Here is a 22,065-nt window from a genome sequence, read left to right on the forward strand (position 1 = left end):
CTTCACCGCAGCAACGTAGCAGCCGTACCGCAGCAGCCGCGCCGCCGCGCGCGGCCCGTCCCGCAGAACCGGGGCGGGCCGCCCGGGCGGCGCCGCAGTACTCACGCCCGCCTTTCCGGGCTTCCGGTTTTCTTGTCTTTATGCATCGTCCCGCCAACCCCGCCATGATCCCAGCCACCTCGCCCCGCGCCGCCCGTCCGCCGCGCACCAGCCTGCCAGTCCTGTTCGTGTGGGCCGTGGTGCTCGCGCTGCTGGCGCTGTCCTGGCAGGGCGCCGACATGCGCCCGCTCGACCTGCTGCGCGACTCCGGCAACATGGGCAAGTTCGCCGCCGACTTCTTCCCGCCGAGCTTCCGCGACTGGCGCATCTATCTCGACGAGATGATCGTGACGGTGCAGATCGCCATCTGGGGCACTTTCCTGGCCGTGGTGGCGGCGGTGCCGCTGGGCCTGGCGTGCTCGGCCAACATCGTGCCGGGCTGGGTCTACCAGCCGATGCGGCGCGTGATGGACGCCTGCCGCGCCATCAACGAAATGGTGTTCGCCATGTTGTTCATCGTGGCGGTGGGCCTGGGGCCCTTCGCCGGCGTGCTGGCGCTGTGGGTGCATACCACCGGCGTGCTGGCCAAGCTGTTTTCCGAGGCGACCGAGTCGATCGACCCGCGCCCGGTCGAGGGCGTGCGCGCCACCGGCGCCAACGCGCTGGAGGAAATCGTCTACGGCGTGATCCCGCAGGTGCTGCCGCTGTGGATCTCGTTCGCGCTGTACCGCTTCGAATCCAACGTGCGCTCGGCCTCGGTGCTGGGCATCGTCGGCGCCGGCGGCATCGGCACCGTGCTGTGGGAGATCATCCGCAGCTTCCAGTACGCCGAGACCTGCGCCGTGATGATCATCATCGTCATCTTCGTCACCGGCATCGACGTGCTGTCCGCCCAGATCCGCAAGGCGCTGGTCTGAGCGCGACGCCACCACGTCCGGCGCGCAACCCGGAAGACGCCGGCTTTTCCACTCGACACATCAGTTCATGACCATCCTCAGGCGCATCGAAATCCTCTTCTCCGGCCACGGCGCCAACTACTACGGCGGAGAAGCCATCACCCAGACCGAGCACGCGCTGCAATGCGCCCACCTGTCCGAGCAGGCCGGCGACCCCGAGCCGCTGGTGGTGGCCAGCCTGCTGCACGACCTCGGCCACCTCGTGATGGCCGAGGACAGCACCACCGACATGCGCCACCAGGAAGTCGGCGCCGACCTGCTCGCGGTCGGCTTCGGCCCGGCCGTGACCGAGCCGGTCCGCCTGCACGTGGCCGCCAAGCGCTACCTGTGCGCCATCGAGCCGGGCTACCAGGCCGCGCTGTCGCCGGCTTCGCAGCAGAGCCTGGCGCTGCAGGGCGGCCCGTTCGACGCGGCCCAGGCCGAAGCCTTCCTCGCGCAGCCCCACGGCGCGGAGGCGGTGCGCCTGCGCCGCTACGACGATCTCGCCAAGGTGGTCGGCCTCGCCACGCCGCCGCTGGAACATTACCTGCCGATCGTGGCGCGCTGCCTGCGCCGGCCGGCACAGGCAGCCTGACATGGCCGAGGACAATGCGCCGGGCCGGGGCGATGTCGTGTCCGCCGCGCCGGGCGCGCTGACGCTGCACGAAGTCACCGGCACCGACGCCGAGCTGGCGCAGGTGGCCGCGCTGCTGTCCGAGATGGACGGCGAGGCGCCGCTGCCGCTGCCGCGCATGCGCGCGCTGTTCGCCCGCGTGCGGGCCGTGCCCGACTACCGCTGCTACCTGATGCGCGATGCCGGCGGCGCGGCGCTGGGCACCTTCAGCCTGCTGGTGTTTCCGGTGCTGGTGCACGCCGGGCACAACGAGGCCGTCATCGAAGGCGTGGTGGTCACGCAGAGCGCGCGCGGCGGCGGCGTCGGCTCGGCCATGATGGATGCCGCCATGCGGCTGGCGCGCGAGGCCGGCGCGGACAAGCTCGCGCTGTCGTCCAACGGGCGCCGGCTGCAGGCGCACCAGTTCTACCGCCGGCTCGGCTTCCGCGAGCACGGCATCAGCTTCAGCATCGACCTGGCCGGAGGCTGAGCCGCCAGCCGGTCCGCCTGCCGTTCAGCCGAGCGCCGGATAGTCGGTGTAGCCCCGGCTGTCGCCGCCGAAGAAGCTGGCCGCGTCGGGCGTGTTGAGCGGGTGGCCGCCGCGCAGGCGCGCGGGCAGGTCGGGGTTGGCGATGAACAGGCGGCCGAAGGCGATCAGGTCGGCCCGGCCGCTGGCCAGCGCCTGTTCGGCGGCCTCGCCGTCGTAGCCGCCGGCCAGCATCAGCACGCCGCGATAGGCCGCGCGCATCTGGCCGATGATGGCGTCGCGGCGCGGGTCGGCGTTCTCATCCTTCACGGTTCCCGCGATGGCCGGCTCCACCAGGTGGAGATAGGCCAGGTTCCAGTCGTTGAGCCGGCTGGCGATATGGCCGAAGGTGGCCTCCGGGGTGTCGTCGCCCATGCCCATGAAGCGCCCCATCGGCGTGAGCCGCACGCCGACGCGCCCGGCGCCCACTTCGTCCGTCACGGCTGCCACCACCTCCAGCAGCAGGCGCGCGCGGTTCTCGATGCTGCCGCCGTAGGCATCCTGGCGGTGGTTGCTGCTGCTGTTGATGAACTGGTCGAGCAGGTAGCCGTTGCCGGCGTGGATCTCCACGCCGTCCATGCCGGCGCGCATCGCGTTGCGCGCGGCGCGCCGGTAGTCGGCGACGATGGCGCCGATGTCTTCCACCGTGAGTTCGCGCGGCACCGGGATGTCGCCCCAGGCGCCCTTGCCCTGTTCGTCGATGATGAAGGTCTTGCCCGGCACGGGCAGGGCGCTGGGCGCGACCGGCAGCGCGCCGTCGGGCTGGAACATCGGGTGCGAGACGCGGCCGACGTGCCAGAGCTGCATGAAGATGGTGCCGCCCTGGCCGTGCACGGCGTCGCCGACCGCGCGCCAGGCCTCGACCTGCGCGTCGCTGTAGATGCCGGGCGTCCACGCATATCCCTGGCCTTGCCGCGAGATCTGCGTGGCCTCGGTGACGATGAACGCGGCGCCGGCGCGCTGCCGGTAGTATTCGGCGTTCATGGCGGTGGGCACGTCGCCGGGCTGGCCGGCGCGCGAGCGCGTCAGCGGCGCCATGACGACGCGGTGCTTCAGGGTGAGCGGGCCGAGCGCGATCGGCCGGAAGAGGTGCTGGTTCATGGTCTTGCTCCGTGGGGTGAGGGGGTGCCGCCGCGCGGCGCACGGCAGCCTGCGGCAGGGGTCAGGCGCGGGCCAGGGTGTCGTCGAGCCAGTCGAAGATGGTCTGGTGGGCGCGGTACATCGCGCCCATGTGGCAATGCTCGCCGGCGCCTTCGGCCTCGGTCAGCGTCACCAGCGCCTTGGGCGCGTTCAGCGCCGCGTGGATCGCCTGGGGCTGGCCCTTGAGGAACTGGTCGTTCTCGGCGTCGAGCACCAGCGTGGCGGCGCGGATGTCGCCGGCCACGCCGGCGAGCGTGTAGCGCCGCGTCAGGCGTACGAACTCGCTGGGCGAGGACGTGCCGAAGGTCCACATGCCGTTCTGCATGGCCCAGCGCGCGCCGGTCTTGGCGAGCATCAGCATGCGCAGCACCGCGTCGGCTTCGGCGTCCTTGTGCGCGCCGATCCAGTCCAGCAGGAACGGCGGCAGCATGTGCTCGAAGGCGGCGTGGAAGTCCAGGATGCCGTCGTCGAGGATGATCGCGGCGGGGCGGTGGTCGAAGGCCGCCGCGCGGGCGACCAGGTAGCCGCCGAGGCTGTAGCCGAACAGGGCGATCCTGGCGGGGTCGACTTCCGGGCGCGTGAGCGCGAAGTCGATGACCGGCGTGATGACGTGCTCCCAGTCGTGGCGGAACGGCAGCCCGGCGCCGCGGATCGCCGCGCCCTGGCCGGGGCCGTCGAAGGCCAGCACGTTGTAGCCGCGCCGCAGGGCCGCGGCGCCGATTGCCACGTACGACTCTTCCTGCGTCGAATCGAAGCCGTTGTTGTAGATGACGGTGGGGCGCGGCTCGCCGGTGCTGTCCGCCAGGAACAGGTAGCCGGGCAGCGTGGTGCCCTCGTAGGGGATCTCGACGATCTCGAACGGCGTGTCGAGCCGTTGCGCGGCCTGGATGAAGGTCTGCGTGGAGCGGCCCGACAGCCGCGCGACGTCGGCGTCGCCCACGGGCGCGGCGCGCTTGAAGAACTCCGCCGTGCGGTAGTAGTTGGAGGCGCGCAGGAACGCTTCGCGCGCGCTCACGCGGTGCCCCGCGGCGAGCGCGTTTTCGCCGATGCGGGCCACGCGGTCGGCGGTGGCTTCCCACTGCTTCAGCCAGGCGGCTTCGTCGCCTTCGGGAATGGCGCGCGCGGTGACGATGACCTCGCCGAGATCGGCGCCGCCGTAGTTGGCGAAGCCGGCGGTGCGCAGGGTTTCGAAAGAGAACGATTCGTCGTCGAAGAGGAATTTCATGGCATGGCTCCTTGGCTTGGGTGGAAAAAAGACCTGGGTGTGGCGCGTGGGCGGCTAGCCTACGCCGACGGGATGGGCGGCATGAAACAGCAGGCGCTGGCCGATGTCGCGGCCGTGGTCGCGCAGGCGCTGGCCCAGCAGCACCTGCTGCGGCTCCCAGCTAGCCAGCGCGCGGTCGGGGTCGTCCGGGAAGGCGCGCAGGGCGGCGGCGAGCGCGATGGCGTTGGCGGCGGCCTTCGAGGTGCTGGCGGCGGTATGCGGGCGGGGAATCGAGGCGGCGTCGCCCAGCAGGATCACGCGGCCGTCGACCATGTGGTCCACCGCGAGGTCGCGGATGGCCTGGGCGAAGGGCTGCGCGGTGGCCCTGACCACCGCGCGGAACGGCGCGGGCAGCAGCGCGTCGGCCTCGCGGTAGACGTGCTCGCGCCACGCCGGCGCCAGCAGGCCTTCGGGAATGGCGTGGCCGCGCTGGCGCCCGGTTGCGTCGGTCATGATGCTGCGCAGTTGCGTGGCGCCGGCCACGCGGTACCAGACCCAGTTGTAGAGGCGGTGCCCGGGGCGCGTGTCGTTGCCCGGGCCGGGCACGAGATATCCGAGGATATGGGAGCCGCGGTTGTTGGCGAAGCCGAAGTCGCCATGCAGCGCCTCCCGGGCGACGGCCGGCATGGCGTCCTCGGGCAGCAGGCCGCGCCAGGCGAGGTAGCCGGCGTAGGACGGCTGGGCGAGCGGCCACAGTTGCTGGCGGATGCGCGAGTTGCCGCCGTCCGCGCCGACCAGCAGGTCGGCGCTTGCCTGCGTGCCGTCCTCGAAGATCGCCATGACGCGCCGGTCGGCAAGCTGGCGGACCTCGGCCAGCGCGCGGCCCTGGTGATAGTGCGCCGCGCCGAACGCCTGGCGCAGCGTCGAATAGATCAGCGACCACGAGGTCTGCGTCTGCGGCGCGTCCCGGCGGCTCTGGACCGAGCCGTCGGGGCGCAGCACCACGCGCGCTTGCGAGCCCACGCCCAGCGCGCTGTCCGGCAGCGTCACGCCGGACAGCCGGAAGGCCTCGACGACCTCGGGCTGCAGCACGATGCCGCCGCCGCGGCTGTCGAGGTCGCGCGGGGAGCGTTCGTAGATGTCGGCCTCCCAGCCGGCGCGGCGCAGCAGGTTGCCGGCGAACAGGCCGCCGAGCGAGCCGCCGACGACGAGCGCGCGCCGCCGGGACGGGGTCTCGGGGCGGGGAGGCTGGGGGCGGGAGGCTGGCATGGTCGGCTCCGGGGTGCGGTGGTGGTGTTGACGCCCTCACTTTAGGCCGTAGCGACGGCGCTGATAATCGGGTAAGGTTCGGTAGGTGTGTTGCGCTGTACGCAACGATAAACCGGACCCCGTGCATGGACACATTCGCTGCCTTGAAGGCTTTCGTGGCGGTCATCGAGGAAGGCGGCTTCGCGCCCGCGGCGCGGCGCATGGGCTTGGCCACGTCGTCGGTCACGCGGCAGGTGGACGCGCTGGAGGCCAGCCTCGGCACGCAACTGCTGAACCGCTCGACGCGCAGCGTGACGCTGACCAGCGTGGGCGAGAGCTACCTGGAGCACGCGGTGCGCATCCTGGGCGACCTGGAGAGCGCCAACCTGGAGGCCGGCGAGGCCGCCGGGCCGCCGCGCGGGCTGCTGCGGGCGAGCCTGCCGGTGGCGTTCGCGCGCCTGCACATCGCGCCGGCGCTGCCCGAGTTTGCGCGTATGTATCCCGGCATCCGGCTCGATCTCACCATGACCGACGACGTGGTCGACCTGGTGGCGCAGCGGCTGGACCTGGCGATCCGGCTGGGCAGCGTCGACGCCCCCAGCCTGGTGGCGCGCAGGATGGCGCCGCACCGGCGGCTGGTGTGCGCGAGCCCGGACTACCTGGCCCGGCGCGGCGAGCCGCAGGCGCCCGCCGAACTGGCCGGGCACGACTGCCTGACCTTCTCCTACGCGCGCGGCAGCAGCATCTGGCGCTTCTCGGGGCGCTCGGACGAGGCGGTGCGCGTCGGCGGCAGCCTGCGCGCGAACAATTCGGAGATGCTGCGGGAGGCCGCCATCGGCGGCATGGGGCTGATCCTGATGCCGAGCTGGCTGGTCGGCGCCGACATCGAGGCCGGCCGGCTGCGCGCCGTGCTGCCGGGCTGGGAGGCGGGGCTGGGCGCGGGCGGGGCGATCCAGGCGGTCTACCTGCCGAACCGGCGCGCCTCGCAGAAGGTGCGCGCGTTCGTGGACTTCTTCATCGAGCGTTTCGGCGCGCCGCCGTACTGGGACCGGCAGGGCAACGCCTGAATGGCGCGGTGGCGGCCGGGCGCGCGCCGCCGCCACTGCGTGACATTCAGGCGCGCCGCGCGGCCGGCAGCCCGGTGTCTCCGCCGGCGCCTTCCTGCGCTTCCCGCACGACTTCCAGCAAGCGCTGCGCCGCCGTCTCCAGCCTGCCGCTGTTGTCGATTTCGGTGAAGCGGCATCCCGCCGGCACGGCAAACGGCTCGGCCGCGCGCGCCAGGCGCCGGGCGATGTCGGCTTCGTCCTCGCGGCCGCGCTGGCGCAGGCGCTGCGCCAGGACCTCGGGCCGCACGCCGACCTGCACCGCGTGCAGGCCGGGGTAGCGCGCGTGCGCCTGCGCGAGGTATTCGCGCGAGCCGTTGACGACCACGCACAGGCCCCGCGCCAGCCAGTGGTCGAGCTCGATGCCGATGCCGTAATGCAGGCCGTGGCTGTCCCACCGCAGCGCGAAGCAGCCCAGCGCCGCGCGGCGCGCGAACTCGGCCGGCGTGATGGCGACGCTGGCCTCGTCGGCGCCGCTGGCGCGCGTGATGTAGCGGTGCGCGATCACCACGCGCTCGCCGGGGCGCAGGCGCTCGTGCAGCGCGCGCAGCAGCGAGTCCTTGCCGCTGCCCGACGGGCCCATCAGGTAGACCAGCTGGCGGCCGGCGTCGCTTGTGACATCGCTCGTGACATCGCTGATGCCGCCGCTCATGCCGCCTCCTCCAGCAGGGCCGCGCCGGCGGCGTCGGCGGTGCTGCCGTCGAAGCCGTAGTGGCGCGCGGCCACGAACGGCGCGTCGGGCGCGGGCTGGACGAACAGGCTCACGTCGCGCACGGGCATCGGCGTGGCCAGCAGGTGGCCGGCGTGCGCCTGCAGCAGCGCGGTGGCGGCGGCCTGGTCGGCCGCGTCGAGCTGGCCGCTGAGCGTGATGTGGAAGATGAAGGTCTCGAACGCATAGGGGTAGCCCCAGGCTGCGAGCATGCGGCGCGCTTCGGGCTGCAGCGCGTCGGGCTTGCGGCGCGCGATTTCCGCGCTGGTGGGCTGGGCGCGGAATGCGTCGAGCTCGCGCACGGCGGCGTCCGCCAGCGCGTGCATGCGCGCGTTGGCGGCGTGGTCGTCGCCCAGGCACCAGGCCAGGAAGCCGCGCAGGTTGCGCAGCGCCAGCGGCACCGCGAACGGATGGCGGTCGAGCGCGAACGCGCGCAGGGCGGCGTCGAGCGCGGCGGGCGTGCGGCCGGGCGCGAGGCGGAACGGCGCCTTGAGCGTGGCGTGCAGGCCGTAGTGCGCGGGCGCCTCGGTCCAGCGCGCGAGGCGCGCATCGCCGGCGAGGCGCTCGACCGGGGCGCCGGTCTCGGCGCTGCGGCCGAGCCAGCGCGCGCCGAGGTCGCGCCACGGCGCCGCGGGAGTGAGGTAGATGGCGTAGCGGTAGGCGGGCGGCTGCATCGGGCTGGGCGGGCGTGGGGTCAGGCGGCGCGGCGCTCGCCGCCGGCTTGCTGCAGCGGGAAGGCGCGCGTGGCGTGGTGCACGACGCCGCCGACGATGGTGGCGCAGACCTGGGGCAGGGCGGGATTGCGGTCGTCGACCAGGATGGCGTCGGCGCGCAGGCCGGGGCCGAGCGTGCCGCGGTCGGTCAGGCCGGCGGCGCGGGCCGGGTTGCGCGAGACCAGGTCCCACGCGGCCGGCAGCGGCAGCACGCCGAGCTGGGCGACGCGGAAGGCGGCCTGCAGCGGCGCCGGGTAGTAGTAGTCGGAGGCGAGCACGTCGCACAGGCCCGCGGCGATCATCTCGGTGGCGTCGGGCGCGCCGGTGTGGCTGCCGCCGCGCACCACGTTGGGCGCGCCGAACACGGTCAGGTTGCGCAGCGCGCGCGCCGCGCGGGCCACGTCCACGGTCAGCGGGAACTCGGCGACGAGGCAGCCCTGCTGGTGGAAGCCCTGGCGCGTGGCGGCGTCGCCGTCGTCGTGGGAGGCCACCTGCAGGCCGGCCGCGCGCGCCGCGGCGATCAGGCGGGCCACGGTGGCGGGCACCTCGCCGGCGCGCGCGGCGGCCTGCTCCAGGCGAGCGCGGAAGGTGGCCGTGTCGCACTCGGCGCGCTCGGCGTAGCCGGCGAGCTTGCGCGTGTCCTGCATGCGCCGGAGCATCATCGGCAGGTGATCGTTGATGGCCAGGAAGCGCACCTTGCCGCTGGCGATCCACGCCAGCGCGGTGTCCAGCCCGCCCACGTGGTGCGCCTCGAAGCGCAGGTGCACGTGGTGCTGCGCGCCCAGCGCGCCGCGCATGCGCTCCAGCCCGTCGAACATGCGCTCGGCATAGGCCTCGCCGCGCAGCCCGCCTTCCCACGACAGCGTGACGCCGTGCAGCTCGGTGGTGATGCCGTGCGACAGCAGCTGGCGGTCCACGTCGAACAGCGCGCCGGCGTACGGGAAGCTGACGCCGGGGCGCGGCATCACCGCGCGCTCGAAGGCGTCGCCGTGGATGTCGACGATGCCGGGCAGCACCAGCAGGTCGCCGGCGTCGAGCGTGGGGCCGGCGGCGCCGGGCGCGCCGATGCAGCCGTCGCGGAACGCCAGGCTGGCCGGCGCGATGCCGCCGGCGGTGAGGACGCGCCGGCCGCTGAGGCCGGCGAGAGTGGGATGAGGGGCGAGAGTGGTATCCATGCTGGCGACCTTAGCGTGGTCAGATGACAAGCGGATGTCTAGACCAATTTTGTTGCTCGGGCGGCCATCGCATGATGCGGCAATGGCCTGGAAAACGATGCGGCTGCCCGGCGCCCGGCGGCGCCGGTTTTCCTGTGCGGGCCTCTCAGTCCTGGTCGGCCACGGTCAGTTGCACCCAGTCGCCGGCGAAGCGCACCACGCTGTAGTGCAGCGGCGTGCCGGCGGTATCGACGTTGAGCGCTTCCACCTGCAGGATGGGCCGCGTCTTGGGCTGGTTGAGCTGGCGCGCCACCGGCGCGGTCGGCATGGCCGCGGTGATGCGCGACCACTTGCGGGTGTAGTCGGCCACGCCGAAATGCGCGAGCGCCTTGGAGATCGACTGGCGCGCGCGCAACTGCGCCTCGAGCTCGGGGAAGCGCGCCGCGTCGAAGTAGTGCTCGGCCACGTCGATGGTGCGCGCCTCGGCCTTGCCGAGCATCTGCACGCGCAGGATCGGGGCGTTGCGCGCCAGCCCCAGGTGCTTGGCGATCTCGGGCGCGCGCAGGGTCTGCGACTCGATCACCTCGACGTGGCCGCGCACGCCCTGGCTGGCCAGGTTCTGCGAGAAGCGCGTGCGCCGCCCGATGGCGTAGTCGATCGCGTGCTCCTGCACGAAGGTGCCACGGCCCTGCTCGATGCGCACCAGCCCGTTCTGCTCCAGCTCGCCCATCGCGCGGCGGATGGTGTGGCGGTTGACGGCGAAGCGGCTGGCCAGCTCCGGCTCCGGCGGCAGGCGCTCGCCCGGTTCGTAGAGCTTGTTGCGGATGTCGAGCGCAAGGGCCTCGCCGATCTGGCGCCACACCGCGACTCCCGAACCCCGTTCGACTTCCTGTTCCAGCATCGTTTCCCGTCCCTTCGTCATCCAGCGTTCATCATCGGCATGCTTCAATGGAATGCGATTGTGCCTCAACGGCGCGCCGCGTGCGTCGATCCGGACAAGCTGGCGGGCCGTCATGAAAGATTCATCTGTCTGTGGTCTAGTTCGGTCGGTGGATGGTATTCTACATCTAAACGTATAGACGTATAGGGGATGTACAGATGGATCGAACCGATACCGGAGATACCGAACGCACCGCCGGCGCCCCGCGCGGCCTCGCGGCGGAGCAGGCGGCGCGCGCCGCCTGGCTGCGCGAGCTGGCGCTGGCCGCGCCGGAAGCGCTCGAACAAGCCTTCGGCGAGCTCGGCACGCTGCCCGCCCACCGGCTGCTGCGCAAGCCCGAGAGCGGCATGGCGATGGTGCGCGGCCGTGCCGGCGGCGCCGGCGCGCAGTTCAACCTGGGCGAAGTCAGCGTCACGCGCTGCGCGGTGACGATGGCGTCGGACGAGGGCGGCGTGGTCGGCGTGGGTTATGTGCAGGGCCGCACCCACCGCCAGGCGGAACAGATCGCGGTGCTGGACGCGCTGCTGCAGCTGCCCGGCTGGCACGAGCGCGTGCAGGCCGCGGTGGTCGCCCCGCTGGCGCAGGCGCGCGCGGCGCGCGACGCGCGGCAGGCGGCGGTGGCGGCACAGACCAAGGTGGAGTTTTTTACGATGGTGCGTGGAGAGGATTGAGATGCCAGGCCAAGCGATTGCCGCCCCGGCGGCAGGTAGTGACAACGCGGCCGCGGGCCGTGCCGGCGCGGCGATGCTGCTGCCCGGCTTCGACGACGCGGTGACGTCGGCGCAGCGCACCTTCCGCGCCGCGCTGGACGCGATGTCGCGTCCCGGCAGCGTGCGCGAGCTGCATGAGCCCTGCGGCGTGCCGCACGGCCTGTCGCCGGCGCTGAGCGCGCTGCTGCTGACGCTGGTGGACGCCGACACGCCGCTGTGGCTGCCGCCCGGCACGCCCGCGGCGGTGCGCGCCTTCCTGCGCTTCCATTGCGGCTGCCCGCTGGTGGACGAGGTGGCGCGGGCGGCCTTCGTGGCGGTGCCGGCGGGCCATGCCGCGCCGGACCTCGCGGACTGCGCCCAGGGCGATCCGGCCTACCCGGACCGCTCCGCCACGCTGCTGCTGGAAGTGGCCTCGCTGGCGGACGGCCCGGCGGCGACGCTGCGCGGCCCCGGCATCGAGCACGAGGCCACGCTGCGCGCGCAGGGCCTGCCCGCCGCTTTCTGGACCCAGTGGCGGGACAACCACGCGCGTTTCCCGCTCGGCGTCGACGTGCTGCTGACCAGCGGCCACGCCCTGAGCGCGCTGCCGCGCACCACCCAGGTGGAGGCCTGACATGTACGTAGCCGTCAAAGGTGGCGAACGCGCCATCCTGAATTCCTATCGCATGCTCGACGACTACCGCCGCGGCGACCGCGCCGTGCCGGAGCTGACGCTGGCGCAGGTGCGCGAGCAGATGCCGCTGGCGGTGTCGCGCGTGATGGCCGAGGGCTCGCTGTACGACCCGCACCTCGCCGCGCTGGCCATCAAGCAGGCCGCGGGCGACCTGATCGAGGCCGTGTTCCTGCTGCGCGCCTACCGCACCACGCTGCCGCGCTTCGGCTATTGCGCGCCGCTCGATACCGGCACCATGCGCCTGCAGCGCCGGATCTCGTCGACCTTCAAGGACGTGCCGGGCGGGCAGGTGCTCGGGCCGACCTACGACTACACCCAGCGCCTGCTCGACTTCACGCTGGAGGCCGAGCGCGACTCCGCGCCGCTGCCGCCCGCGCAGGCGACGCTGGAAGCGCGCATGCCGCGCGTGACCGACCTGCTGCGCCAGGAATCGCTGATCGAGCCGGAGACCGTGCCGGCCGGCGACCCGGCCCCGCCCGACCTGACGCGCGAGCCGCTGGCATTGCCGGCGGCGCGCCCCGCGCGCCTGCAGAACCTGGCGCGCGCCGACGAAGGCTTCCTGCTGTCGATGGGCTATTCCACCCAGCGCGGCTACGGCAACTCGCACCCGTTCGCGGCCGAGATCCGCTACGGCCAGGCGGAGGTGGAGCTGTTCGTGGAGGAGCTCGGCTTTGCCGTGACCATCGGCGAGGTCGAAGTCACCGAGTGCCAGATGGTCAGCCAGTTCGCCGGCAACGCGCAGGAAGGGCCGAGCTTCACGCGCGGCTACGGCCTGGTGTTCGGCTACGGCGAGCGCAAGGCCATGTCGATGGCGCTGGCCGACCGCGCCATGCGCGCCGCCGAACTGGGCGAGGCCGCCGACGCGCCCGCCAACGACATCGAGTTCATGCTCTACCACAGCGACAACGTGGAAGCGTCCGGCTTCACGCAGCACTTGAAGCTGCCGCACTACGTGGACTTCCAGACCAACCTCGAACTGCTGCGCCGGCTGCGCGCCGAGCGCGCCCAGGCCGCGCCGGCCGGGCCCGAAGCGGACGCCCGGCCCGCGCAGGACGGCCCGCAAGCGCAGGAGGCACTCGCATCATGACCAACGCCAGCACGACCCCCAACGAGAATGCCGCGCCCGACGCCGTGGTGCGCGACGAGCACTACAACTTCGGCTACCTCGACGAATCCACCAAGCGCATGCTGCGCCGCGCGCTGCTCAAGGCGGTGGCGATCCCCGGCTACCAGGTGCCGTTCGGCAGCCGCGAGATGCCGCTGCCCTACGGCTGGGGCACCGGCGGCATCCAGGTCACGGCCTCCGTCATCGGCGGCGACGACGTGCTCAAGGTGATCGACCAGGGCTCGGACGACACCACCAACGCCATCAACATCCGCCGCTTCTTCGGCCGCGTCACCGGCGTGCGCACCACCGAGCGCACCGCCGAGGCCAGCATCGTGCAGACCCGCCACCGCATCCCCGAGACGCCGCTGGCGGCCGGGCAGATCATGGTATTCCAGGTGCCTATCCCCGAACCGCTGCGCTGGCTGGAGCCGAGCGAGACCGAGACGCGCACCATGCACGCGCTGGCCGAATACGGCGCCATGCACGTCAAGCTGTACGAGGACATCGCGCGCCACGGCCGCATCGCCACCACCTACGACTACCCGGTGATGGTGAACCGGCGCTACATGATGCGGCCCTCGCCGATCCCCAAGTTCGACAACCCCAAGCTGGACCACAGCCCGGCGCTGATGCTGTTCGGCGCGGGGCGCGAGAAGCGCGTCTACGCGGTGCCGCCGTACACCAGCGTCAAGAGCCTGGACTTCGACGACCATCCGTTCGCGGTGGAGACCTGGGCCGGCTGCTGCGAGCTGTGCGGCTCGACCGACAGCTATCTCGACGAGATCATCATCGACGACGCGGGCGGGCGCATGTTCGTCTGCTCCGACACCGAATACTGCGCCACGCGCCAGGAGCAGGGCCTGACCGGCCCGGCCAACGCCGCGGACAGCGCCGGCATCACCAGCACCAGCACCAGCAAGGAGCCAGCATGAGCCGCACCGACCAGCCGCTGTTGTCCGTGCGCGGCCTGACCCGCACCTGGGACGGCGTGCACGGCTGCCACGACGTGAGCTTCGACCTGTTCCCCGGCGAGGTGCTGTGCGTGGTGGGCGAATCCGGCTCGGGCAAGAGCACGCTGCTGCAGGCGGTGTCGTGGCAGGCCGCGCCCGAGGCGGGCAGCGTCAGCTACGACACCCGCGAGCAGGGCCTGACCGACCTCGCCACGCTGTCGGACGCGCGCCTGCGGCTGCTGGCGCGCACCGACTGGGGCTTCGTGCGGCAGAACGCGCGCGACGGCCTGCGCATGCGCGTGAGCGCCGGCGCCAACATCGCCGAGCGCCTGATGGCGGTGGGCGGGCGCCACTACGGCGAGCTGCGCCAGGTGGCCGGCACCTGGATGGAGCGCATGGAGCTGGACCTCGGCCGCCTGGACGACGCGCCGGCCAGCTTCTCGGGCGGCATGCAGCAGCGCCTGCAGATCGCCCGCAACCTGGTCACGCATCCGCGCCTGGTGTTCATGGACGAGCCCACCGCCTCGCTCGACGTGTCCGTGCAGGCGCGCCTGCTGGACCTGCTGCGCGGCCTGGTAGCCGACCTGGGACTGGCCGCCATCATCGTCACCCACGACCTCGCCGTGGCGCGCCTGCTGGCGCACCGCACGCTGGTGATGCAGGGCGGGCGCGTGGTGGAAAGCGGCCTGACCGACCAGATCCTCGACGACCCGCACCACCCGTACACCCAGTTGCTGGTGTCCTCCATCCTGCAGAGCTGAACATGACGCAAGACTTCGACACCAATCTCGCCGCCAACGCTGCCGATGCCGGCGACCCGCGCCGCATCGCGGTGCGCGGCCTGGGCAAGACCTTCGTGCTGCACAACCAGGGCGGCACGCGCCTGCCGGTGCTGCAGGCCATCGACTTCGACGCCGCCGCCGGCGAATGCGTGGTGCTGGCCGGCAGCTCCGGCGCGGGCAAGAGCACGCTGCTGCGCTGCCTGTACGGCAACTACCTGGCCACCGAAGGCAGCATCCGCATCCGCGACGACGCCGAGTGGGTGGAACTGACCCGCGCGCCCGAGCAGCGCATCCTGCGGCTGCGGCGCGAGGTGATCGGCTACGTCAGCCAGTTCCTGCGCGTGATTCCGCGCGTGAGCACGCTCGACGTGGTGGCCGAGCCGCTGCAGCAGCGCGGCGCCAGTTTCGAGGAAGCGCGCGAGCGCGCCGCCGTGCTGCTGGCGCGGCTGCAGGTGCCGGGCCGGCTGTGGGCGCTGCCGCCGGCCACCTTCTCGGGCGGCGAGCAGCAGCGCGTGAACATCGCGCGCGGGCTGATCGGCGGCCATCCGGTGCTGCTGCTGGACGAACCCACGGCCTCGCTCGACGCCGACAACCGCGCGGTGGTGGTGGCGCTGATCCGCGAGGCGCTGGCCGAGGGCCGCTGCCTGGTCGGCATCTTCCACGACGAGGCGGTGCGCGATGCCGTGGCCACGCGCCTGCTGCCGCTGCACCCGGTGGCGGGCGCCGACGCGCCGGCCGGCCGGCTGTCCGCCGTGCCGGCCTGAACCTCCCGTTTTTTCCGTGCCTGACCCGTACCCGGAACCGACCATGCTTCCTGCCTACCTGACCCGCGCGCGCATCGTGCTGCCCGACGGCGTGCTGAGCGACAGCGCGCTGCTGATCGAGGACGGCCGCATCGCGGCCATCGAACCCGACGCCGCCGACGTGCCGCGCGCCGCCCAGGTCATCGACCTGCGCGGCCAGACCCTGATGCCCGGCCTGATCGACCTGCACTGCGATGCCATCGAGAAAGAAGCCGAGCCGCGCTCGCGCGTGATGTTCCCGCTGGACTTCGCCGTGGCCCAGGTGGACCGCCGCAACGCCGCGGCCGGCATCACCACGCCGTACCACGCGCTGTCGTTCGCCAGCACGCAGTTCGGCGTGCGCAACAACGAGACCGCCTCGCAGATCGTGCGCACCGTGGCCGCCTTCCGCGCGCACAGCCTGGTGGACAACCGCATCCACTGCCGCTACGAAGTCACCGACGCCAGCGCGCTGCCGGTGCTGGAGACGCTGCTCGAAGCCGGCGTGGTGGACCTGATCTCGGTGATGGACCACTCGCCGGGCCAGGGCCAGTTCAAGACGCTCGAAGCCTACGTGGCCTACATGATCGGCAACCACGACATGAGCCGCGAGGAAGCCGTCGCCGCGGCCGACAGGAAGGCCGCCGCGCAGCAGGGCGCGCTCGCGCGCGTGGAGCATCTGCTGGCGCTGGCCGCGCGCCTGGGCGTGCCGGCCGCCAGCCATGACGACGACTCGGTCCAGCGCATCGCCACCATGCAGGCGCTGGGCGTGCGCATGAGCGAGTTCCCGATCAACCTGGAGACCGCGCAGGCCGCCGTGGCACGCGGCCTGCCGACCATCCTGGGCGCGCCCAACGTGCTGCGCGGGCAGAGCCAGAGCGGCTCGATGCGTGCCATCGACGCCATCCGCGCTGGCGTGGCCGACTGCCTGTGCTCGGACTACCAGCCCTCCACGCTGATCGCCGCGGCCTTCGCCGCCGAGCGCGAGGCGGAGCTCACGCCGTCGCAGGCGGCCGCGCTGGTCAGCGCCAACCCGGCGCTGGCCTGCGGCCTGTCCGACCGCGGCCGCATCGAGCCCGGGCTGCGCGCCGACCTGGTGGCGGTGGCCACGGTGGCGGGGCAGCCGCTGGTCACGCACACGTGGTCGTGCGGGCGGCTGGTGTTCTCGGCCGGTTATCCGGCCAGCGCCGTGAGCGCGGGCCATGCCGGCGCGGCGCCGGTGCGCGGCGAGGGGCGCGTGGCGGCGTGAGCGCCCGCGCGGGTTGCGGCGCGCGGAAGGCGGGAAAGAAGGCGGGGAGAAGGATGGGGAAGCGGCGCGGACGCTAGCGGCTGGCGGCGCGGCCGGCCGTGTGGCGCGGCGCGTGCCATTCGCCGGGGATGTCCGGCACCACTTCGCATTCGCCGCGCACGATCAGCTCCACCGTGGCGCATACGCCATTGACACCGCGCGGGCCGACGCAGACCAGGCTGCGTGGATGGTCCGAATGGTTGGGGATGGCGTAGACCCGCATCCCTTCCTGGTAGAGGGGATGTTCGGGCAGCCTGGCGTTCAGTATCTCGACGAACCTCGACGGGCTTACGATCGGTTTCTCCATCGCGCTCTCCCAAGGAGCGTGGGCACGGTATCCGGCGGCGCCGGATGGCCCGAAGGTGCCTGGCCGGCGGGAAGCGGGTGCTTTCCGGGCGATCTTGCAGGCACGGACCAGGATATGTGGCCCGGGAGCCGCGGCGGGGGCGGCATTGCGGCTCGGTAGCCGCTCGGCGCGCAGCGCGATGCCGGGGGCCACGCGGTAAGGTTAGGCGATCTGGCGGCAGGATCAAGGATTCTGGCCGTTCGCGACCGAAAGGGGATGCGCGCGGCACTCCGGCGCGACGGCACCTGGCTGCACCGGCGGCGGCGCGCGCGCGGCCCTGATGTATATTTGCGGCCATAGCAGCATCCGCGCCGCCCCGAGCCGCCGCCGGTGCGCCTTACCGACCCGCCATCCGCATGAATGCCACCCCGAGCCTTGCCCCCGACGATGCCGCGTCCGCCGCGGCGTCCATCGCCGCGTCCGTCGCCGCGCTGCGCGCGCACTACGACGCCGCCGTCCTTCCCCTGTGGCGCGGCCCGGGCTGGAACGCCGCCATGCAACTGCCCTGCGAGGCACTGGGCGGCGCCGACCGGCAGCCGCTGCCGGCGAGCCGCTACCGCGCGATGGCCTGCGCGCGCCAGTTGTACGTGTTCTCGCAAGGCCCCGGCGCCGGCGATGCCGCCCACGCCGGGCAGTTGTTCGACTCGCTGCGCCGGCATTTCGCCGACGCCGCGCGCGGCGGTTTCGTCTACAGTATCGACGCGCAGGGCAAGCCGCTCGACACCACCAAGGATCTCTACACGCACGCCTTCGTGGTGTTCGCGTGCGCGGCCTATGCCGAGCGCACCGGCAGCGCCGCGGCGCGCACGCTGCTGGAGGACACCACGCAGTTGATCGAGGCGCGCTTCGCCACCGCGCACGGCCTCTACCACGCCGCGCTGGCCGAGGATTTCAGCCCCGCCGCCACGCCGGCGCAGAACCCCATCATGCATCTCACCGAAGCCTACCTGGCGGCCCACGCGCTGACCGGCGACAGCTTCTATGCCACGCGCCTGCAGGCGCTCGCCACGGCCGTGCTGGGTGCCTTCGTCGACCCGGCCACCGGCTGCATCGCCGAGCTGCCGCTGGCGCCGGGTGTGGCGGGCGCGGTGGCGCCGGCGGACAACCGCGTGGAGCCCGGCCACCAGTTCGAGTGGTTCTCGCTGCTGGCGTCGGCGCCGGCGCTGTTCGGCGGCTCGGCGCTGGCGCAGTCGCTGGCGCGCGCGTTCGACTTCGCGCTGGCGCACGGCGTGGACCTGGAGACGATGGGCGTGGCCGCCGCGCTGCATCTCGACGGCGCGCCGCGCGACGCCACCCAGCGCATCTGGGCGCAGACCGAGTTCGCGCGCGCGCTCGCGGTGCGCGGCGACGCCGCCGCGCTGGCGCACCTGCGCGCGTGGCTGCGCGCGTTCCCGGCGCGCTTCCTGCACGCCGGCGGCTGGCACGAGTGCCTGGCGCCGGACGGCACGGTGGCGCGCGCGGAGATGCCGTCGACCACGCCTTACCACCTCGCCACGGCGTACCAGGCGCTGGCCGAATCATGCGGCTGACCGTGCAGTTGACGAGCAACTGACGAGCAGCGCCGCCGGCTACCAGCCGTACTTCAGCTCCACGCCGACGTAGTCGGCATTGCGCCCGCCCAGTTCGCGGATCGAGTCGCCGACCTGAAAGTGCACCGCCTCGACCGCGCCGACCAGGTTGGCGGCCAGCGTGACCTCGGTGCGCAATTGCAGGTACATGCCGGTCCAGCGCGAGCCGCGCCCGGCGGTGCCGGGCACGGTGGCGTTGCCCTGCGCGTAGACCGCGTCGCCGGTGGTGGCGCGCCACTGGAAGCCGGCCGCGGCGAGCACCGACAGCTTGCTGGTCGGCTTGACCGTGATCGAGGGCTTGACGTGGATCAGGTTCGAATATCCCGTGTAGCCGGCCAGCGTGAAGTAGTAGCCGTTCGGGAACAGCGGGTTGAAGGTGCCGATGTGGCCGTCGCCGGGATGGCGGTCTCCCGAGGCGGCGTCGACCTGCAGGCCCGCGCGCGGCTTCCACGGCACGGTGGCGAAGGTGTAGCCGCCCAGCGAGCCGAGCGCCCAGGCGTTGATCGTCCGGTTGCCGACGTGCCCGGTCTGGACCATGCCCTCGACGTCCCAGTCGATGTGGTTCGCGTTGCCGGAATAGCGCGCGTCGAAGACGTTGCGGTGCTCGTCGCCGCCGCCGTCGAGGAAGCGCGCGTTGCGGCGGTTGTAGCGCGAGTAATAGGCCGACAGGTCGCCCGGGCCGACGTTCTGCCGCTCCACGCGCACGCCGCTGAAGGTCAGGTCGCGGTTGGACACGTCGTCGAACGACTGGTTGTCGCGGTACTGCACCGGCTGCGTGGCGTAGGCGATCAGCCGCCAGCGGTGGATTTCCCAGTCGGCCCAGAGCGCGTCGAACGCCTGCCGCACGTTCGGGCCGTCGCGCACCGAGACGAAGCGCTGCAAGTCGAACGCCATCTGCTGGCGCCCCACGCGCGCCTTGAACACGCCTTCGCCGAGCGGATGCACGACGGCGATGAAGGCCTGCTCGACGTCCGCCACGTTCTTGTCGGCCGGGCTCACCGTGTCCTTGCCGAACGGCCGCGCGTCCTCCAGCTGGACGAACACCTGCACGTACTTGCCCAGGCGCGCGTCGGCGTGTATCTCCGCGCGCTGCAGCAGGTAGGTGTTGGCGCGCGCGGCGCCGAGGCCGAACACCGGCGAGTTGTTGACCTCGACGCGCTCGCGCAGGTTGGCGCCCAGCGACAGGTAGGTGTCCGGGTCGCCGGAGAACGGGATGTATTTCAGCGCGTCGAACGGCTGGCGCGGCACGCACGGGCTGGCCAGCACGGACCAGTCTTCCTGCCAGCGGTTGAACATGGCCGCGGGCCGCTTTTCGGCGCAGGCGGCGGCTGCGGCGGCTGCGGCAGGCGCCTCCTGCGCGCCGGCCCGCTCCGGCAGCGCCGCGCACGCGGCCAGGCACAGCGCGGCGCGGGCGAGCCGCCGCGCATGGCGGTGGCGGGCGGCGCGGTCAGCGGGCGGCATCGCGGCTCTCCGTGGCCGGCGCGCCGGCGCCGGACCTGAACGCCAGCCACACGATCAGCGCCAGCGGCAGCGCCAGCGCGCCGAACGACAGGCGCACGTAGGTCGTGGCCCCGGCGATGGCGCCGATGCCGAAGCCGGCCAGCGGCCCGAGCGTGCGCATCAGGCGCTCGCGCGCGATGCGCCGGGCGGCGGCGTCGGGATGCGACAGCAGCGCGTCGAGCGTATCGAGCACGGCCTGCGTCACGTTGCCGGTCATGACCGTGTTGGGCACGCCCGGGCGGCCGACCAGCCTGGCGTGCGCGTTCTGCACGCCCATCGCCACCGCGCCCAGCAGCCCGCACAGGATGGCGGCGGGCGCCTGCGCGTCGCGCACCGGCGCGGCGTACAGGCCCGCGACGAGGAAGCCGGCCAGCAGCGCCGCCTGCAGCGCGTACAGCGGCCGCGCCGCGGTGGCCGGCGGCTTGCCGCCGCGCGCCCTGACCACGGCGCTGCTGAGCGCCACGCCGGCGATGAAGGCCGGGAACGCCAGCAGCTTCATCAGCACGCCTTGCCCCAGCCCCGCGGCCTCCGCGCCGATCAGCACGAAGTTGCCGGTGACGTGCGCGGTGAACAGGCCGAACAGCGCCACGAAGCCGAGCGTGTCGACGAAGCCGGCGACGACGGCAAGCACGGTGTCTTCATGTTTCATCCGGCGCCTCCCGTTGGCCGGGCCGGTTCAACGGCCGCTGGCCGCGTGGATCTCCGCCACGTAGCCGCCGGGAAAGCGCACGATGGCCGCGTCGCGCCCGTCGGCCGCGTAGGGCGGCACCAGCACCGACACGCCGGCCGCGGCCGCCTTGGCCAGGGTGTCGGCAAGGCTGGGGACCTCGTAGCCGGTCAGCTCGTGCCCATACGGATAGGGCAGGTGGCCGTCCGTCACCAGCACGGTGATCTTGCCGAAGCCGGATTCGATGCGCACGCGGCGGTAGGTATCGTTCGGCCGGCCGATCTCGACGCCGGGCGCGCGCGCGCTGTCCGACACCACCTTGCCGTGCGAGAAGCGCACGAAGCCGCGGATGAAGGCGTCGGCGCGGTCGGCGGACAGGTAGACGCGGTTCTCGGGAATGGTCGCGAGCTTCGGGTAGTCCGGCGCCGTGGCGTGCCAGTAGAGCTGCATGTTGACGCCGCCCGGCCATTGCACGACGGCGTCGCGGCCGATCGGGTCGGGGAACGCCGAGACGATGACGTCGGCCCCCGCGGCGCGCGCCGCGGCGATGGCCTTGTCCATGTCGGTCACGAGATAGCCGGTGCGCTCCGCGCCGAACGGGTACGGGACGGGCGTCTTGAAGCCGAACACGGACAAGGTGCCGGCCGGCGTCAGCACCAGCTGCGACATGGTCAGGCTGGGCGTGGGCGTGACCGTGAACTCGCCCTCCTTCGAGGTCGTGCCGCCGAAGGTGGCGACGAGGCTGTCGACGAAGCGGCTGAAATCGGCCGGGGCGACGTACACGTGGGTGGTGTCGTACTGGGGCCCGACCGAGACGGTCGCTGCCGGGGCCTGGGTCCGGGCGTGCGCCACGCTGGCGGCGGGACCGGCCACGCTGGCCACGACCAGCGCGGCGGCTGTCAGGAAGGTTCGGATCGAACGCATGAAAACCTCTTCTTGTTGAATCTGAATCGACGGGTGAGGAAACACGGGTGGCGCGGCCCGGGCAGCGGCCCGGGGCGGGCGCGTCAGCGCGGCTCGGCGGCGTCCTCGCCGGGCGGCGTCGCGGGCTGGTTCTCGGCCAGCATGCCGGCGGGCGTCGCGGCCGGCGTCGTGGTGGGCGTCCTGGGCGGCGTGCCGGTGATCTTGGGCACGCACTCGGAACTGAACCACGCCGCCGTGACCGGCTCGCCGGCGATCATGCGCTTGATGGGCGGCACCACCTGTTCGCCGATCAGCATGCCCAGCAGGCCGATCAGGGCCACCACCGGCGGCGCCGGCGAGCGGACCTGCAGCAGCGCGTAGATGATGCCGACCAGGATGCCGGCGGCGAGAGAGACGAGATAGAGCTTCATCGGGGGCTCCAGGAAAGGGATTGAGAGGAGGGC

The 22,065-nt window shown here is 72.7% G+C and carries 24 protein-coding genes; 12 read left to right on the plus strand and 12 right to left on the minus strand.

All coding sequences use genetic code 11. The annotated features are described in order from the left end of the window. The first annotated feature begins 164 nt into the window (after nucleotides 1–164). The 3 genes from phnE (at nucleotide 165) to AC3WXD_RS01845 (ending at nucleotide 2,077) form a co-directional block, all read left to right on the plus strand. Nucleotides 165–956: a phosphonate ABC transporter, permease protein PhnE gene (gene phnE, locus AC3WXD_RS01835; RefSeq protein WP_020203591.1), complete on the plus strand. Its 792-nt coding sequence runs from the start codon at nucleotides 165–167 to the stop codon at nucleotides 954–956. Nucleotides 957–1,023: 67 nt separating this feature from the next. Further along, nucleotides 1,024–1,569: a phosphonate degradation HD-domain oxygenase gene (locus tag AC3WXD_RS01840; protein ID WP_059414162.1), complete on the plus strand. Its 546-nt coding sequence runs from the start codon at nucleotides 1,024–1,026 to the stop codon at nucleotides 1,567–1,569. Nucleotide 1,570: 1 nt separating this feature from the next. Then, nucleotides 1,571–2,077 carry a GNAT family N-acetyltransferase gene (locus tag AC3WXD_RS01845; RefSeq protein ID WP_020203589.1) on the plus strand — a complete coding sequence of 169 codons (507 nt, stop codon included), beginning with the start codon at nucleotides 1,571–1,573 and terminating at the stop codon, nucleotides 2,075–2,077. Nucleotides 2,078–2,101: 24 nt separating this feature from the next. On the opposite strand, the gene AC3WXD_RS01850 is transcribed toward AC3WXD_RS01845, so the two are convergent. The 3 genes from AC3WXD_RS01850 to AC3WXD_RS01860 all read right to left on the minus strand — a co-directional run bounded on the left by AC3WXD_RS01850 (nucleotide 2,102) and on the right by AC3WXD_RS01860 (nucleotide 5,726). Beyond that, the gene (locus tag AC3WXD_RS01850) at nucleotides 2,102–3,214 is read right to left on the minus strand and encodes an alkene reductase (protein ID WP_492322904.1); all 1,113 of its coding nucleotides are present in this window, start codon (nucleotides 3,212–3,214) and stop codon (nucleotides 2,102–2,104) included. A gap of 61 nt (nucleotides 3,215–3,275) precedes the next feature. Beyond that, entirely contained in the window at nucleotides 3,276–4,478 is a 1,203-nt protein-coding gene (locus tag AC3WXD_RS01855) for an alpha/beta hydrolase family protein (RefSeq protein ID WP_492322905.1), read from the minus strand. A gap of 54 nt (nucleotides 4,479–4,532) precedes the next feature. Further along, nucleotides 4,533–5,726 (minus strand): FAD binding domain-containing protein, encoded by a 1,194-nt coding sequence (locus AC3WXD_RS01860; RefSeq protein WP_492322906.1) that lies wholly within the window; start codon nucleotides 5,724–5,726, stop codon nucleotides 4,533–4,535. Between the two features lie 125 nt (nucleotides 5,727–5,851). On the opposite strand from AC3WXD_RS01860, the gene AC3WXD_RS01865 reads away from it, so the two are divergent. After that, nucleotides 5,852–6,772 carry a LysR family transcriptional regulator gene (locus AC3WXD_RS01865; RefSeq protein WP_492322907.1) on the plus strand — a complete coding sequence of 307 codons (921 nt, stop codon included), beginning with the start codon at nucleotides 5,852–5,854 and terminating at the stop codon, nucleotides 6,770–6,772. A gap of 46 nt (nucleotides 6,773–6,818) precedes the next feature. On the opposite strand, the gene phnN is transcribed toward AC3WXD_RS01865, so the two are convergent. The 4 genes from phnN to phnF all read right to left on the minus strand — a co-directional run bounded on the left by phnN (nucleotide 6,819) and on the right by phnF (nucleotide 10,285). Next, complete coding sequence (gene phnN, locus AC3WXD_RS01870) at nucleotides 6,819–7,460, minus strand: phosphonate metabolism protein/1,5-bisphosphokinase (PRPP-forming) PhnN (protein WP_492322908.1); 642 nt, start codon at nucleotides 7,458–7,460, stop codon at nucleotides 6,819–6,821. Beyond that, nucleotides 7,457–8,191 (minus strand): DUF1045 domain-containing protein, encoded by a 735-nt coding sequence (locus AC3WXD_RS01875; RefSeq protein WP_492322909.1) that lies wholly within the window; start codon nucleotides 8,189–8,191, stop codon nucleotides 7,457–7,459. Before AC3WXD_RS01875 ends, phnN begins: the two co-directional genes overlap by 4 nt. A 20-nt stretch (nucleotides 8,192–8,211) precedes the next feature. Continuing rightward, nucleotides 8,212–9,405, minus strand: coding sequence for an alpha-D-ribose 1-methylphosphonate 5-triphosphate diphosphatase (locus tag AC3WXD_RS01880; protein WP_492322910.1), 1,194 nt, complete (start codon nucleotides 9,403–9,405; stop codon nucleotides 8,212–8,214). Nucleotides 9,406–9,550: 145 nt separating this feature from the next. Continuing rightward, nucleotides 9,551–10,285: a phosphonate metabolism transcriptional regulator PhnF gene (gene phnF, locus AC3WXD_RS01885; RefSeq protein WP_059414174.1), complete on the minus strand. Its 735-nt coding sequence runs from the start codon at nucleotides 10,283–10,285 to the stop codon at nucleotides 9,551–9,553. A gap of 197 nt (nucleotides 10,286–10,482) precedes the next feature. Here phnF and phnG point away from each other — a divergent pair, with 197 nt between their 5' ends. From phnG to AC3WXD_RS01920, 7 genes are all read left to right on the plus strand, one after another. Then, on the plus strand, nucleotides 10,483–10,995 hold the full coding sequence (gene phnG / locus AC3WXD_RS01890) for a phosphonate C-P lyase system protein PhnG (RefSeq protein ID WP_492322911.1): 513 nt from the start codon (nucleotides 10,483–10,485) through the stop codon (nucleotides 10,993–10,995). Nucleotides 10,996–11,068: 73 nt separating this feature from the next. Beyond that, a complete protein-coding gene (phnH, locus tag AC3WXD_RS01895; RefSeq protein WP_020203579.1) occupies nucleotides 11,069–11,647 on the plus strand; it encodes a phosphonate C-P lyase system protein PhnH in 579 nt (192 codons plus the stop codon). Nucleotide 11,648: 1 nt separating this feature from the next. Then, nucleotides 11,649–12,794: a carbon-phosphorus lyase complex subunit gene (locus tag AC3WXD_RS01900; protein ID WP_492322912.1), complete on the plus strand. Its 1,146-nt coding sequence runs from the start codon at nucleotides 11,649–11,651 to the stop codon at nucleotides 12,792–12,794. Next, nucleotides 12,791–13,747, plus strand: a complete 957-nt coding sequence (locus AC3WXD_RS01905) for an alpha-D-ribose 1-methylphosphonate 5-phosphate C-P-lyase PhnJ (protein ID WP_492322913.1) — start codon at nucleotides 12,791–12,793, stop codon at nucleotides 13,745–13,747. The genes AC3WXD_RS01900 and AC3WXD_RS01905 overlap by 4 nt, the downstream gene beginning before the upstream one ends. After that, nucleotides 13,744–14,526, plus strand: coding sequence for a phosphonate C-P lyase system protein PhnK (gene phnK / locus AC3WXD_RS01910; protein WP_020203576.1), 783 nt, complete (start codon nucleotides 13,744–13,746; stop codon nucleotides 14,524–14,526). The genes AC3WXD_RS01905 and phnK overlap by 4 nt, the downstream gene beginning before the upstream one ends. Before the next feature lie 2 nt (nucleotides 14,527–14,528). Beyond that, nucleotides 14,529–15,311, plus strand: coding sequence for a phosphonate C-P lyase system protein PhnL (gene phnL, locus AC3WXD_RS01915; protein ID WP_020203575.1), 783 nt, complete (start codon nucleotides 14,529–14,531; stop codon nucleotides 15,309–15,311). A gap of 43 nt (nucleotides 15,312–15,354) precedes the next feature. After that, nucleotides 15,355–16,578, plus strand: a complete 1,224-nt coding sequence (locus AC3WXD_RS01920; protein WP_020203574.1) for an alpha-D-ribose 1-methylphosphonate 5-triphosphate diphosphatase — start codon at nucleotides 15,355–15,357, stop codon at nucleotides 16,576–16,578. A gap of 73 nt (nucleotides 16,579–16,651) precedes the next feature. On the opposite strand, the gene AC3WXD_RS01925 is transcribed toward AC3WXD_RS01920, so the two are convergent. Next, the gene (locus AC3WXD_RS01925) at nucleotides 16,652–16,924 is read right to left on the minus strand and encodes a hypothetical protein (protein WP_029043733.1); all 273 of its coding nucleotides are present in this window, start codon (nucleotides 16,922–16,924) and stop codon (nucleotides 16,652–16,654) included. A gap of 395 nt (nucleotides 16,925–17,319) precedes the next feature. On the opposite strand from AC3WXD_RS01925, the gene AC3WXD_RS01930 reads away from it, so the two are divergent. Continuing rightward, on the plus strand, nucleotides 17,320–18,492 hold the full coding sequence (locus AC3WXD_RS01930) for an AGE family epimerase/isomerase (RefSeq protein ID WP_020203572.1): 1,173 nt from the start codon (nucleotides 17,320–17,322) through the stop codon (nucleotides 18,490–18,492). Between the two features lie 39 nt (nucleotides 18,493–18,531). Here AC3WXD_RS01930 and AC3WXD_RS01935 read toward each other — a convergent pair whose 3' ends face one another. The 4 genes from AC3WXD_RS01935 to AC3WXD_RS01950 form a co-directional block, all read right to left on the minus strand. Beyond that, entirely contained in the window at nucleotides 18,532–19,992 is a 1,461-nt protein-coding gene (locus tag AC3WXD_RS01935) for an alginate export family protein (RefSeq protein ID WP_492322914.1), read from the minus strand. Then, the gene (locus tag AC3WXD_RS01940) at nucleotides 19,979–20,680 is read right to left on the minus strand and encodes a YoaK family protein (RefSeq protein WP_020203570.1); all 702 of its coding nucleotides are present in this window, start codon (nucleotides 20,678–20,680) and stop codon (nucleotides 19,979–19,981) included. The genes AC3WXD_RS01935 and AC3WXD_RS01940 overlap by 14 nt, the downstream gene beginning before the upstream one ends. Before the next feature lie 27 nt (nucleotides 20,681–20,707). Next, entirely contained in the window at nucleotides 20,708–21,622 is a 915-nt protein-coding gene (locus AC3WXD_RS01945; RefSeq protein ID WP_492322915.1) for a glyoxalase, read from the minus strand. An 83-nt stretch (nucleotides 21,623–21,705) separates the two neighbouring features. Continuing rightward, a complete protein-coding gene (locus tag AC3WXD_RS01950; RefSeq protein ID WP_454733131.1) occupies nucleotides 21,706–22,032 on the minus strand; it encodes a XapX domain-containing protein in 327 nt (108 codons plus the stop codon). Nucleotides 22,033–22,065 lie beyond the last annotated feature (33 nt).

This window comes from Cupriavidus sp. FW216-B1, from assembly GCF_058789195.1.